Origin of the sequence: Xanthomonas dyei (genome assembly GCF_002939865.1) — a bacterium.
Taxonomy (GTDB): Bacteria; Pseudomonadota; Gammaproteobacteria; order Xanthomonadales; family Xanthomonadaceae; genus Xanthomonas; species Xanthomonas dyei.
In genome coordinates, this window is the sequence record NZ_MDEE01000033.1 from 1 (window position 1) to 14,656 (window position 14,656).

The 14,656-nt window shown below is 64.9% G+C and carries 7 protein-coding genes; 2 read left to right on the plus strand and 5 right to left on the minus strand.

What is annotated here, in order from left to right; genetic code table 11:
- Positions 1-207 precede the first annotated feature (207 nt).
- Positions 208-1,902 carry a YbaL family putative K(+) efflux transporter gene (ybaL, locus tag XdyCFBP7245_RS17730; RefSeq protein WP_104616825.1) on the minus strand — a complete coding sequence of 565 codons (1,695 nt, stop codon included), beginning with the start codon at positions 1,900-1,902 and terminating at the stop codon, positions 208-210.
- A 755-nt stretch (positions 1,903-2,657) separates the two neighbouring features.
- Here ybaL and XdyCFBP7245_RS17735 point away from each other — a divergent pair.
- Positions 2,658-3,851 (plus strand): cytochrome P450, encoded by a 1,194-nt coding sequence (locus tag XdyCFBP7245_RS17735; protein ID WP_104616826.1) that lies wholly within the window; start codon positions 2,658-2,660, stop codon positions 3,849-3,851.
- A 167-nt stretch (positions 3,852-4,018) separates the two neighbouring features.
- Here XdyCFBP7245_RS17735 and XdyCFBP7245_RS17740 read toward each other — a convergent pair whose 3' ends face one another.
- The 4 genes from XdyCFBP7245_RS17740 to XdyCFBP7245_RS17755 form a co-directional block, all read right to left on the minus strand.
- Positions 4,019-6,418 (minus strand): TonB-dependent receptor plug domain-containing protein, encoded by a 2,400-nt coding sequence (locus tag XdyCFBP7245_RS17740; RefSeq protein WP_104616827.1) that lies wholly within the window; start codon positions 6,416-6,418, stop codon positions 4,019-4,021.
- Between the two features lie 326 nt (positions 6,419-6,744).
- Positions 6,745-9,132, minus strand: coding sequence for a TonB-dependent receptor plug domain-containing protein (locus XdyCFBP7245_RS17745; RefSeq protein ID WP_104616828.1), 2,388 nt, complete (start codon positions 9,130-9,132; stop codon positions 6,745-6,747).
- Positions 9,133-9,407: 275 nt separating this feature from the next.
- Complete coding sequence (locus XdyCFBP7245_RS17750; protein WP_170068701.1) at positions 9,408-9,833, minus strand: VOC family protein; 426 nt, start codon at positions 9,831-9,833, stop codon at positions 9,408-9,410.
- 348 nt (positions 9,834-10,181) lie between these two features.
- Positions 10,182-12,560 (minus strand): TonB-dependent receptor plug domain-containing protein, encoded by a 2,379-nt coding sequence (locus XdyCFBP7245_RS17755; RefSeq protein ID WP_104616829.1) that lies wholly within the window; start codon positions 12,558-12,560, stop codon positions 10,182-10,184.
- A 181-nt stretch (positions 12,561-12,741) separates the two neighbouring features.
- Between XdyCFBP7245_RS17755 and XdyCFBP7245_RS17760 the strand changes: the two genes are divergently transcribed.
- Positions 12,742-14,655: an ABC-F family ATP-binding cassette domain-containing protein gene (locus XdyCFBP7245_RS17760; protein WP_104616830.1), complete on the plus strand. Its 1,914-nt coding sequence runs from the start codon at positions 12,742-12,744 to the stop codon at positions 14,653-14,655.
- Position 14,656: the final 1 nt, after the last annotated feature.

The window sequence follows — 14,656 nt, forward strand, 5'->3', positions numbered from 1 at the left end:
TGGCGAAACTCCGAAGATCCAAACGCGATTCTCCGGAACGATGCGGACATTCTGCCCTCTTAGGCCTCGTTGTTCAGACCTTCCCTAGCGCAACGTTAAGACTGCTGAGTTAACCGGTGCGCATTGCACCTGTGGACTGCGGCGCGATGTCTACGTTCGCCCAATGGCTGTATCTACGGTGTCGTCGGCTTTGCCGGCAGGCGGCGCTTACGACGCCGGCACGTTCAACGCCCGGTACGGCGGCGTGGACATCACCATCTCGGCCAGCGAGTAGGCCAGTTCGCGTTCGGCCAGTACGGCGCCATCGGCGCCGTGTTCGAGCAGATGCTTGACCTCGGCATCGCTATGCGCACGTGCCAGCAAGGTCAGCGACGGGTTGATCGCGCGTAACTTGGCCAGCGCCTCGCCCGCTTCCAGCGGTTGCGGGATTGCCAGGATCGCGATTTTTGCGTTCTCCGGACGTGCCTCGGCCAGCACCAGGTCGGCCGCTGCGCTGCCACGGATGCCGGGGATGCCGGCCGCATGCGCCTTGGCCACGTGGTCGCCGTTGTCGTCGATCACCAGCACCGGCACGCCACGGCTGCGCAGCAGCTGCGCCAGCGCGCTGCCCACGCGGCCGTAGCCGATGACGATCGCATGCCCGTCGGCCGGCAAGGGCGGGCCGGGCGGCAGTTCCGGTTCCACCTTGGCCGGTGCATCCTGGGCCTGCTTGGCCTGCCAACGGTCCAGCCATGAGAACAGGAAGGGGTTGGCCACGATCGACAACAACGCGCCGGCCAGGATCAGATCGCGCCCGGTCTCCGGCAGGATTGCCAGCTGTACGCCCAGCCCGGCCAGGATGAAAGAGAATTCGCCGATCTGCGCCAGACTGGTGGAAATGGTCAGCGCCGTGCCGGTGGGGTGGCCGAACGCACGCACGATCACAAACGCCGCCAGCGACTTGCCCAACGTGATGGTCAGGAAGGTGGCCAGCACCTGCCACGGATGCGCGACCAGGATCATCGGGTCGAACAACATGCCCACCGACACGAAGAACAGCACCGCAAACGCGTCGCGCAACGGCAGCGAATCGCTGGCGGCCTTATGGCTGAGCTCGGATTCCTTGAGCAGCATGCCGGCAAAGAACGCGCCCAGCGCAAACGACACGCCAAACAAGGTCGCCGACACGAACGCCACCCCCAGCGCGATACCGAGCACGGCCAGGGTGAACAGCTCGCGCGAGCCGGTCGCAGCCACTTTTTCCAGCGACCACGGAATCACCCGCCGGCCGACCACCAGCATCGCCGCGACAAACGCCACCATCTTGAGCAAGGTCAGGCCGAGTGCGGCCAGCAGCGAGCTGGACGCGCCGTCGTGCGCTGCTGGCGTACCGGTCCCGAGCGCATCCGCCAGCGCCGGCAGCAACACCAGGGCCAGTACCATCACCAGATCTTCGACGATCAGCCAGCCCACCGCGATGCGGCCGCGCTGGGTGTCCAGCAAGCGGCGTTCTTCCAGGGCGCGCAGCAGCACCACGGTACTGGCCACCGACAACGCCAGGCCGAACACCAGGCCATGAATCAACGGCCAGCCCATGCTCCAGGCCAGCGCCCAGCCGAGCAGTGTGGCCACCACGATCTGCGCCAGCGCACCGGGCACCGCGATCCACTTCACTTCCATCAGGTCTTCGAGCGAGAAATGCAGGCCCACCCCGAACATCAGCAACATCACGCCCAGCTCGGACAGCTGGTTGGCCATGGTCTGATCGGCCACGAATCCCGGTGTAAACGGCCCAACGCACACGCCAGCCAACAAGTAGCCGACCAGCGGCGAGAGCTTCATCTTCTGCGCGAGCGTGCCCAGGATGAAGGCGACCGCGAGGCCGACGGCGATGATGTCGATGAGGCTGGTGTCGTGGTGCATTCCAATCCGTTGTGAGAGTGTCCGAAGTGATGAAACGGCGTGGCCAGCCAAACGAACTGCGCCGGGCAGCGCCTGCGGGCATCGCGAATGAAGTGCTGGAATCCGGCGCGGGGGACCAGGGCCGCAGAGCGGTCCGGTTGGCCGGACGCCCATAGTACACAGCGCATGATTAATGCGATGCGACACGTAGCGCCTGCGGCCACGAGGATCGATCCGTTGGCGACGATGATGCGGGTCGCTCGAACCGATGCCGGCACTGCCAACCGACAGACCGATGCGGCCGCGGCGTCGCCCGACAGTGCAGCCATCGACAGCGGCCCCCATCGATAGCGCACTGCAACGGTGCCGCAGCGCGCACTGGCGTTGTGACGACACGCCGCGTAACCATGGCCGATTGCACGTTCCCGGGTGACCGGCGCAGGCAGTTGTTTGCGTGTGCACGCCATCGCTGGCGCTGGGCTGCAGCAGGCCCGAATCGATCGCGACGCGACTGCGCGCATTTCTCGCAACGCAGGTGACGTTGCGCATGCAACGTGGCAATCGTGGAGAAGGTCGCACGCTGTCATCGAGACCCGCGCATCGACGCAGCTGCGCCGGCGCACAGGGTTTGAAGTTTGACGACACGGCTTCGCGCCTGCGCAAGGCAGATGCATGGCGACGGCTGACAATCCAGGCATCGCTCCGTCCAAGCGGTCTGCAGTCCTTCCCTACGCCTACATCGCGCACCCCGCGATCACGCCCCACGAGCACAGGTCATGCACCTCAGCGACTTCGCAACCGAACAGTTTCGCCAGGACCCGTATCCGACGTATGCACGCCTGCGCGCCGAGGGGCCGCTGGTGAAGGTCGCAGAACGGCGTTTGATGACCGGCCACTACGCAATGGTCGACAGCCTGCTCAGCGACCGGCGCGTTGGCCGCGATTATCTGCAGAGCATCTGTCTGCGCTATGGCGAGGCCGCCGTGGAGATGCCGCTGTTTCAAGGTATGAGCCGCATGTTCCTGTTGGTCAATCCGCCAGTGCACACGCGTCTGCGCGGGCTGATGACCCAGGCATTCAGTGCGCGGCAGATGGAATCCATGCGCGAGGTGGCCAGCGACACCGCCGCGGCGTTGATTGCGAGCTTCCGTGCGCACGGCCACTGCGATGTGCTGCGTGACTTCGCTTTTCCGCTTCCCATTCGCATCATCTGCCGCATGCTGGACATCGACCCTGCCGATGCCACCACGGTCGGCCATGCGACCAGCGCGCTGGCCAAGGTATTCGACCCGCTGATGACGCCCGAGGAGCTGGAGGCCACCAACGCGGCGTATCTGCAGCTGGAAAGCTACTTTCATGCGGTGATCGATGCGCGTCGAAGCAGCGACGGCGACGATCTGATCTCACGCTTCATCCGCTCAGAAGACGAGGGGCACCGGCTGAGCAGCGACGAGATCGTCTCCAATGTGATCCTGCTGTTTTTCGCCGGCCACGAAACCACTTCCAACATGATCTGCAATGCCCTGGTCGCTCTGCATCGGCATCCCGAGCAGTTGGCGCTGCTGCAGGGCAACCCGGCATTGCTGCCGAATGCGGTGCTCGAATGCCTGCGCTACGACAGCTCGGTGCAGATCGCCGCACGCACGGTGTTGCAGGATTTCGAGCTCGCCGGGAGCGCGTTGCACGAAGGCGACATGGTGTACCTGATGCTGGGTGCGGCCAATCACGACCCGGCGCAATTCAGCGACCCGCAGGTGCTGGATATCCGCCGACAGCAGGGCCGCGCGCTATCGTTCGGCGGCGGTATCCATCATTGCCTGGGTAACCGGCTGGCGTTGATCGAAATGGAGGCAGCGCTTGCTGCACTGCTGGAACAACTGCCGGCATTGCGCCTGGAGCAGCGTGACACGCTGACATGGAACGACCGCGCCAATCTCCGCGGCGTGGATGCCTTGCTGGCCTCCTGGTAAGGCAATGGCTGCCGCGTTGAACGCACCGCGCGGCGGCGAACCGCCACACGCATAGTCGCGACCACGGCAACAGGCACCACCGGGCGACCGGAAATGCCCGCACCACGCCTGCGCTGATCGTGGTCTTCGATCAGCGCAGGCGCTCAACCAGTCAACACACCTGGCCATCAGAACCGATAGGTGACCCGGCCATACCAGTAGCGGCCGTTGAAGCCGAACGGCGACAACGACGAATACTGCAGGCCGCCGGCACGGTCGTCATAGGCGGTGGTGAGCTGCGCCTTGGTCGGGTACTGGTTGGTGATGTTGTCCGCACCCACGGTGAAGGTGAACTGGTTCCAGGTCTGGCTGGCGGCCAGATTCAACAACCAGCGCGCGTCGTAGGTCTGGTCCTGGCTGCCATCGACCGGGTCGCTGATGCGCTTGATCGATCCGTAGCGGGTGGCGTTGAAGTTCAGCCCAAATCCGCCGATCGACCAGTCCGCCGCAGCCATGTACTTGGTCCGCGGCGTGGCATCGGTGAGCAGGCCCTGGCTGGCGCGGCCGAAGTTGGGGTTGGACAGCTCCAGGATGGTGGTCTTGTTGTAGTTGGCGCTGGCGCTGAGATTGAGCTTGCCGTAGTTGCCCAGATCGGCCAGGTAGCTGTTGATCCAGTCCACACCGCGGGTGCGGCTGGTGGCGCCGTTGACGAAGAACTGCACCGCCGCCACCTGGCCGATCGGCTGCGCCAGCTGCAGCTGATCCGAATACAGGATCTGGTCCCAGATGCGGATCTGGTAGATGTCCAGGCTGGAGGTAAAGTTGGCGGTGGGCTGCCACACGCCACCCAGGCCGTAGTTGGTGGATTTTTCCGGGCTCAGCGGGCGTGCGCCGAGTGCGACGGCCACCGGATCGGAGGTGCGATAGGTGCCGACCTGCACCAGCTCGCCGTCCTGGATCAGCGTCACCACCGAAGCGTAGTTCTGTTGCGCCAGCGACGGCGCGCGGAAGCCGTTGGAGATGGTGCCGCGCAACGCGAACGTATCGGTGAAGGCGTAACGCGCCGACAGCTTGCCCGAGCGCGTGGAGCCGGCATCGCTGTAGTTTTCGAAGCGCCCGGCGATGCCGCCGGAGAGCTTGTCGGTGATGTCCGCTTCCAGGTTGGCGTAGACCGCGTTGCTATGACGGCCGAAGCGGCCGGCCACCGACGGTTCCAGGCCGGAGAACACCTGTGCGCCGCCGGGGTAGGGCGCGCCGGTGTCGGGATTGATGGTGTTGGGGTCGAAGAAGTACGAAGCCGGCGAGCCGGCGGTGATCTCATAGCGGTCCTGACGGTGCTCCGCGCCGAAGGCCACATTGACCGGATACGCCAGGCCCCAGTCGAATGACTTGTTGACGTCGACGTTGATCGTGCCCTGCTCGGTCTCGAAGCCGCCGGAGTTGAAGTCGGTCGGCGAGGCGCCGGTGGTGTAGTACAGATTGGTGTTGATGCTGTTGAGGATGTTGAAGGTCATGTCGTTCTTGCCGTAGGTGGCCGACACGTCCCAATTCCACTCGCTTTCGGTGCTGCCCTTCAGACCCAACACGGCCGAGCGGTCGTTGGTGGGGTTGTAGATCTGCGGCAGAAAGCCGTTGGGATAAATCGCCTGCACATTGCGCGCGGTGTTGTCGGCGGCGCGGTAATAGCCGTTGGAAGTGACTTCGCGACGGCTCATGCTCAGATGGCCGTACAGCTCCACATTGGGCGAGAACTCATAACCGAATGCGGCCAGGCCCTGATAGAAGTTGGACGCCGGGTCGCCGTGGCGTTGATACGGCACACCGCCCGGATTGGGCGTCCCCGGGACGGTGGTGGCGCGGTTGGTGTTTTCGCCGCGATTGGTGCTCATGGTGTTCTGGTAGTTCCACGACAGCCGCACCCAACCCGGTGCGGTATCGCCGCCGCTGCCGCCGAAGGCCAGACCCACCGAACCGTCGATGCCGTTCTGCTCGCCATCGCCCTTGTCCATGATGCCGCCGTTGACCGAGATGCTGTTGCTGCCCGCAGCCGCACCGTGTTTGAGCACGATGTTGACCACGCCGGCGATGGCATCGGAGCCGTATTGCGCCGATGCGCCATCGCGCAGCACTTCGATCCGCGCAATCGCCGACATCGGCAGCGAGTTCAGATCGGCCGGCGCCGAGCCGCGACCCACGTATGGGTTGTAGTTGATCAGCGAAGAGGTGTGATAGCGCTTGCCATCGACCAGCACCAGCACCGCATCCGGCGACAGCCCGCGCAGCGTGGCCGGGCGCGAGGCGTCATTGCCATCGGAGATCGCCGGGCGCGGGAAGTTCAGCGACGGCAGCAGCTTGCCCAGCGCCGTGGCGATGTCGGTGGCGCCGGTAGCCTGCAGCGATTGCTCGGTGATGATGTCGATCGGCGATTCGGATTCGGCCACCGTGCGGTCGCTGACGCGGGTACCGGTGACGATCAGGGTGTCCAGGGTTTTCTGTGGCTGGGTCGATTGCGACTGCGCACTGGCAGCGAAGGAACAGACGGTGAGTGCGACTGAAATCGCCAGCGAGAGTGCGTTGGAGGTGTGCATGGGAGTCAAGGCTCAAAGGGGATGAAGGACGCAGCGGTGAAGTGCGGGTAACCGGGGAAAGACAACTGCGTGGGGTGATCGGGCATGCACGCCGGGTCTTTGCGGCTGCAAAGCGGCAGGCGTCGCAATGCCGGCAATCTGCAACGCGCCATGCAGCGCGTTGTGCATCCTTGCGGGGCGTCCTTGCGAAAGCGGCGAAACGACGATTCGATCGCCTGCACTCCCCAGTCGCGAGAGTGCAGGCGCAAGACCGCTGCAGTCGGCGACGCGCTGTACTGCGCTGCCGTGCGAGGTAAGCGCTGGTCGTTACCGACCGGCGCCGGCGATTACCACTTGTAGTTCACGTTGGCGTACACCAGTGCACCGTTGAAACCGAACGGCGAGGCGCTGCTGTACGGCAGGTAGGTCCGCGTGCCCAGCCCGGCTTCCTGGCGGTCCGGATACTCGTTGAGCACGTTGTCGCCACCGACGGTGAAGTTCCAGGCGCCCAGCTTGTAGGAGGCGGCCAAGTCCAGCGTCCACTTGGCTGCGTAGGTCTGGTCGCTGCCGGCGTTGGTGCCGAAGGTGCTGAACTCGCCCCAGCGCGTGGCGGTGCCGGTGAACGACCAGTTGCCCGGTGCCCAGGTGCCGCCCAGGAAGAACTTGTCGCGCGGCGTGCCTTCGGTGATGCGGCCCAGTTCTGCGCGGCCGATGCGCACCGCAGTCGGGTCGATCGCCACCAGCGCTGCCGGGTTGTCGGCGATCTTCTCCACGTCGGTCTTGTTGTAGTTGTAGCCGGTGGTCAGCTCCACGCTGCCGCCATCCAGGTTCCAACGGTAGGTGCCGACCGCGTCCACGCCCTGGGTCTTGGTGTCCACCGCATTGGTGAAGTAGCGCCCGCCGCCGATGCCCGGGAAGCCATTGGCCTGCAGATAGTTGCGTGCCGCGACCGAGGTCAGGTTTTCCGACAGCACGATGCGGTCGTCGATATCGATGCGATAGGCATCGATGGTGATGTAGAGGTTTTCGACCGGCTGCAACACCACGCCCAAGCCGTAGTTCTTGGATTCCTCGGCCTTGAGCGGTTCGGCGCCGAGCGCGATTGCGGCAGGGTTGTCGGTGCGGAAGGTGCCGATCTCGAACGGAATCGCGGTCACCGAGCCGTTGGGCTGGGCCACGTTGAGGAACTGCGTGGCGATCGACTGGAAATTCTGCTGCTGCAGCGACGGCGCACGGAAGCCGGTGGATGCAGTGGCACGCAGCGCTACCTTGTCGGTGAACGCATAGCGCAGCGACAGCTTGCCGGTGGCGGTGTCGCCGAAGTCGCTGTACTTCTCGTAGCGCCCGGCCAGGCCGGCCGAGAACTTCTCGGTCAGATCCGCTTCCAGATCCACATAGGCCGAATGGCTGTTGCGGTTGTAGTAGCCGGCATCGGAGAGTTTGAAGCCCGGGAACACCTGCGCGCCAGGAATCAACGCGCCGTTTGCGGACGGAATACCGCCGTTGGCCGACGAGGCCGCATCGCCAGGCGACTGGTTGAACTTCTCGCCGCGCCATTCCGCACCGAAGGCCAGCGTGATCGGGTAGGCCAGGCCCCAATCGAGGGTCTTGGTGAAGTCGGCGTTGAGCACGTTCTGCGTCACTTCCAGCGTACCGGCATGGAAGTCGGTCGGGCTGGCCAGCCCCAGGCTGTTGTTCAAGCTGTTGCGCACATCGAAGGTGAGATTGTTCTGGCCGTAGTTGTAGCTCAGATCGATGTTCAAGCCGCCTTCGGTGGACGTCTTCAAGCCACCGACCCAGGACACGTCCTTGCTGACGTTATAGATCTGCGGCAGGAAGCCGTCCGGATAGATTTCCGGGCGATTGCGGTTGTCGCCGGCAAAGCGGAAATAGCCGTTGGACAGCACTTCGCGCCGGCTGACCATGCCGAACGAGTAGAAGGTCAGGTAATCGGTGGGGCTGTATTGGCCGTTGAACGAGATGGCACCCTGGTCGATCTCGGGGTCGCCGTAGCGCTGCTCCACGCGGCCGCCGAACGGCAATGCGCGGTTGGTCTGATCCGAATGCCCGGCCTGCGCAGCCAGATGCACCTTGCCGGTGCCGGCGAAGCTGAAGCCGGCATCGCCGGACAGCTGATACTGCTCGCCGTCGCCGGCGCTGTACTTGCCATAGCGGCCGTTGACGCTACCGCCTTCACCGCTGCCCTTGAGCACGATGTTGATCACGCCGGCAATCGCATCGGAGCCGTATTGCGCCGACGCACCGTCGCGCAGCACTTCGATGCGCTCCACCGCCGCGATCGGGATGGTGTTGAGATCGGCCGGCGACGAACCACGGCCCTGGGTGTCGTTGAGGTTGATCAGCGCGGTGCTGTGATAGCGCTTGCCGTTGACCAGCACCAGCACCTGATCGGGCGACAGGCCGCGCAACTGCGCCGGGCGCACCGCGTCCGAGCCGTCGGAGATGGCGGGCCGGGGGAAATTGAGCGAGGGGATCGCGCGTGACAGCGCGGTAGCCAACTCGGTGGTGCCGGTCGATTCCAGTGCCTGTGGCGAGATGATGTCGATCGGCGATGCCGATTCGGCCACGGTGCGGTCGGCCACGCGCGTACCGGTCACGATCAGCGTGTCGAGGGTTTTCTGGGTGGGAGCTTGCGACTGCGCAACTGCGGTTGAAGCGGAAAACGACAAGGCAACAACAACAGCGACTGCGAGTGGACTGGACTTGCAATTCATGCGGTAACAACTCCGAGTGGGGAACGGATGCACGCAGTGGGCCCCCCTCCCAGGCCGCGTCCGTTGCGGCAGCTGCGGTGCGTTCTCAACCATTAACCACGCGTAACCACATGTCAAATTTTGGTTACGTTGCGCATGCAACTGTCATCGAACGTATGCTCATGTCAACGTTGTCATCGTGCACCAAAGTGAGGCGTCGGTTGCAGTTCCCTACGCTGGGCAACGGATTGCGTTGCCCCATTTTGGACATCGATACCTGTTATGAAACTTGTGCATCAATCTGTGATCTGCACCGCATCTGCACTGCATTGCGCAGGACCGTGGAAGACCGCCTCGATGTTGTTGCCGTCCGGGTCGAGTACAAATGCCGCGTAATACCCCGGGTGATAGGGGCGCAAACCCGGCGCGCCGTTGTCGCGACCACCGTTGGCCAGCGCGGCACGATGGAACGCCTGCACCATCGCAACGTCGCGCGCTTGAAAGGCCAGATGATGGCGGCCGGTCAATACACCTTGCGCCACCGTGTCGCGGTTGGAGACGAACAGTTCGTCGGCCCAGAAGTCGCCATCGCCGTCGCCGCCGATGGGAATGCCAAGCACCGCGAGCACGGCCTGATAAAAGCGTTTGCTGGCGGGCAGGTCCTGCACCACCAGATGCAGGTGATCGATCAAGCGGCCCCGACTCAGCTGCGATGCTTCCATTGGCGTGCTCCGGCAATGACAGGAGCACCGGTCTTAGCACGCACCGGGCGTAAGCCTCGTCATCGCGTTGCCTGGGCTGTGTGGACGCATGGCAGCCAGCCAGCGCATCGCAGCTTGATGGCACGCCTGTGGTGTGCGTGCCGTGCACATGTCACGCAACGCAGAGCGGCATTCGGCGAGTGGTTGCGCCTGCCTGCGCGTCTGTCACAAGCGCACAACCGCAGAAATGCACACGCCCCGGACTGGCCGGGGCGTGTGGGCGAACATCGATGTCGGTACTGCAGCGCCGCACAGCATCAACGTGCAGCCGCGTTCCATCGTCAGCCGTCGCTAGCGGCGTTGGCGGTGTTACCAGCGGTAGTTGATCCGCCCGTAGACATACGCACCGTTGAAGCCGAACGGCGACAGATTGCTGTACGGAAACTGCCCGCTGGTGGAGTTGGCGAAGTTGTTCTCGTCCGGATACTCGTCCAGCAGGTTGTCTGCGCCCAGCGTGAGCGTCCAGCGATCGACCTTGTAGCTGGCCGAGGCATCCACCACCCACTTGGCGCCGAAGGTCTGGTCGCTGATCGCCGCCGCCGGACGCGTGCTGTACTTGCCGTAGCGCGTGGCGCCCAGCGCCAGCGTCCAGTGCTCGGAATTCCAGCTGCCGTTGACCAGGAACTTGTCGCGCGGGAAGCCTTCTTCGATGCGACCGCGCTCGGTGCGGTCGATGCGCTCCAGGCTTAGTCCGTTGGCCGACAACGCCGCCGGATTGGCCGCCACGCTGCGCACCTCGGTTTCGGAATAGTTGTAACCGGCGGTCAGTTCCACGCTGCTGGCGGCCAGCTGCCAGCGGTAGCTGCCGACCACGTCCACACCGCGCGTGCGCGTATCCACCGCGTTGGTGAAGTAGCGCCCACCGTTGATGCCGAAGATGCCCTGCGCTTCCAGCAGGCTGCGCACGCCGGCACCGGTGAGGTTGGACGACAGCACGATGCGGTCGTCCACGTCGATCTGGTAGGCATCGATGGTGAGGTAGAGCGCATCGGTGGGCTGCAACACCAGGCCAAGGCTGTAGGACAGCGAGGTTTCCGCATCCAGCGGTTCGGCACCGAAGGCGCGCGCCACGTTGCTATCGGCCGGGAAGGTGCGGATTTCGAACGGATTGGGGTTGCCGGCCAGGAAGGTGGTGCTGGTGGACTGGAAATACTGCTGCGCCAGCGACGGTGCGCGGAAGCCCGAGGCCACCGTGCCGCGCAACGCGATCTTGTCGGTGAACGCGTAGCGGCCGGACAACTTGCCCGAGGCCTGGCTGCCGAAGTCGTCGTAGTCTTCGTAGCGGCCGGCCAGGCCAGCGGAGAACTTGTCGGTGAAGTCGGCTTCCAGGTCGGCGTACAGCGCATAGCTGTTGCGCGAATACTGGCCCGACACGCTAGGGGCGAATCCGCCAAAGCCCTGCGCGCCACCGGCCAAGGTGCCGTTCTGCAGGTACGAACCCACTTCGCCCGGCGACTGGTTCCACTTTTCGTTGCGGTATTCGGCGCCGAAGGCCACCGTCACCGGATACGCCAGACCCCAGTCGAAACCGCGCTTGACGTCCAGGTTGACGATGTTCTGCGTGGTCTCCAACGCGCCGTCGTAGAACGACATCGGCGAGGTTGGCCCCAGGCTCACGTTGAGCGTGTTGCGGGTGTGGAAATCGATGCGGTTGTAGCCGTAGTTGTAGCTGGCGTCCCAGTCCCAACCGCTGGCGGTGGAGCCGCGGACGCCGGCCACCAGCGAGCGGTCCTTGGCGTAGCTCTGGATTTCCGGCAAAAAGCCCTGCGGGTAGATCGACAGGATGTTCTGGCTGCTGCCCGGCGCGCGGAAGAACGCGAACGAGGTGATGTCGCGGTTGCTGGCGGTGGCGAACGCGTAGCCGGTGATGCTGTCGCTGAACTGGTATTCGGTATTGAGCGAGGCGGCCTGCGCGTTGACGTCGGGGTCGCCGATCTTGAATGCCTTCTGGCCCACGGCCGGCTGCGACACGCTGGGCGCGCCGGCATAGCCGCGGGCGCGGTCGGTCGGGTCCTGCTGATTGAGCTGGGCGGCCACATGCAGCCAGCCGCGGTCGCCGCCGTAGGCCACGCCGGTGTCGCCGGACAGCTCGTAGTTGTTGCCGTCGCCGGCCGAATACTGGCCGAACCCGGCCTGCAGGCTGCCGCCCTTTTCCGCGCCCTTGAGCACGATGTTGACCACGCCGGCGATGGCATCGGAGCCGTATTGCGCCGACGCGCCGTCGCGCAGCACTTCCACCCGCGCGATCGCCGCCACCGGGATGGTGTTCAGATCCACCGCCGCCGCGCCGCGGCCGATGGTGCCATTGAGATTGAGCAGCGACGAGGTATGGCGGCGTTTGCCGTTGACCAGCACCAGCACCTGGTCGGGCGACAAGCCGCGCAGCTGGGCCGGGCGGATCGCGCTGGTGCCGTCGCTCAGCGCCGGGCGCGGGAAGTTCAGCGACGGCAGCGCGCGCGCCAGCGCGGTGGCCAGTTCCGGGGTGCCGGTGGCCTGCAGCGACTCGGCGCTGATGATGTCGATCGGCGATTGCGACTCGGCCACGGTGCGGTCGGCCACGCGGGTGCCGGTGACGATGACCGTATCCAGGGTATTGGCGGTGGCCGGCGCGGCGTCCTGCGCCAGGGCGGGAGACGCAATCAGTGCAGCGACCACGGCGGTCGCAAGCAAGGACAGGGGGTGATTCATGACAACTCCGAAAACGGCAGCCCGAGCGGGGCCAACTAGACTGGGCGGGTGGCGATCACGGCCGTGCGAAGCGCACGTGTCGTCCAACTTGAAGGCGCTAATTATTCGTTAACGCTAGAATGGCGTCGCAGGAATGCTGCTCATCTGCTCATTCCTTTTCGTTCTATCGGACTGTCCATCAATGATTTCCCTGCGCAACTTCTCCATGCGACGCGGCGAGCGTCTGCTGTTGTCCAACGTCGACCTGACCATGCATGCCGGCTACCGCGTCGGCGTGGTGGGGCGGAACGGTACCGGTAAGTCCAGCCTGTTCGCCGCGGTGAAGGGCGAGCTGGAGGCCGACAAGGGCGACGTGGATCTGCCCGGCAAGGTGCGCACCGCCAGCGTCTCGCAGGAAACCCCGTCGTTGCCGGACCCGGCGCTGTCGTTCGTGCTCGGCGGCGATATCGAGGTATCCGCGGTGCTGCAGGAAGAAGCGGCAGCCACCGCGCGCGAAGACTGGGAAGCGGTCGCCAATGCGCACCAGAAGATGGCCGAACTCGGCGCTTACGATGCCGAAGCGCGTGCCGGCAAGCTGCTGCACGGCCTGGGCTTCCCGGCCGACACGCACCACCGCGCGGTGTCGTCGTTCTCCGGCGGCTGGCGGGTGCGGTTGAACCTGGCGCGCGCGCTGATGATGCCCAGCGACCTGCTGCTGCTGGACGAGCCGACCAATCACTTGGACATGGACGCGGTGCTGTGGCTGGAGCAATGGCTGCTCAAGTACCCGGGCACCTTGCTGTTGATCAGCCATGACCGCGAGTTTCTGGACAACGTGGCCACCCACACGCTGCATCTGCATGGCGGCACCGCCAAGCTGTACGTCGGCGGCTACACTGATTTCGAGCGTCAGCGCATCGAACACCTGCGCCAGCAGCAGATCGCGCACGACAAGGAACAGACCGAGCGCGCGCATTTGCAGAGCTTCATCGACCGCTTCAAGGCGCAGGCCAGCAAGGCGACGCAGGCGCAGAGCCGCATGAAGCGTCTGGCCAAGATGGCCGGCACCGAGGCGGTGCGCGCCGAGCGCGAATTCCGCATCCAGTTCGCGCAGCCCAATCGGCTGCCGTTTTCGCTGATTCGATTGAACCATCTGCAAGCGGGCTATCCCGCTACCCTTCCCCCGCAAACGGGGGAAGGTGCCCGGAGGGCGGATGGGGGGAGCGCCGCGACCGTCATCCTGCACGACGTCGGATTCGGCCTGGAGGCCGGCGATCGCATCGGTCTGCTCGGTCCCAACGGTGCGGGCAAGACCACGCTGGTCAAGACCCTGGTCGGCGAGCTGGCGCCGCTGGCGGGCGAGCGCAATGCGCATCCGGACCTGCGCATCGGCTACTTCGCCCAGCACACGGTGGAGTCGCTGCACGAAGGCCAATCGCCGATGGATCACTTCCGCGATCTGTCGCCGGATGGCGCCAATCAGGCGTTCCGCGATTTCCTGGGTAAATGGAATTTCGCCGGCGACCGCGCCTTCGAAGTGGTGGACGGCTTCTCCGGTGGCGAGCGTGCGCGCCTGGCGTTGGCGTTGATCGCCTGGCAGCAGCCCAACGTGCTGCTGCTCGACGAACCGACCAACCATTTGGATCTTGAAATGCGCGAGGCCCTGGCCGAGGCGCTGAGCGACTTCGAAGGCGCCATCGTGATGGTCTCGCACGACCGCCATCTGATCGGCCTGGTCTGCGACAGTTTCTGGCGGGTGGCCGATGGCGTGGTCGAGCCGTTCGATGGCGATCTGGACGAATATGCCGCCTGGCTGCGCAGCCGCCCGGCCGCGCAAGGCACCAAGCAGAAGATGGCCGAAGTGGCACCGACCCCGCCACCGCCGACCAAACCGCTGCCGCCGAAAAAAGCCGTCAACCCGCACAAGCTGGCCAGCGCTGAAAAGCGCGTGGGCGAGCTGGAAGCGCTGCTGGCAGAGCTCGACCGCGAACTGGCCAACCCGCGTAACTACGCCGACACCGACAAGATGGCGGTGCTGGGCCGCGACCGCGAGGCGACGGCGCAGCAGCTGGCTACAGCGGAAGCGGCGTGGATGGAGTTGATCGAGAGCGCGTAAC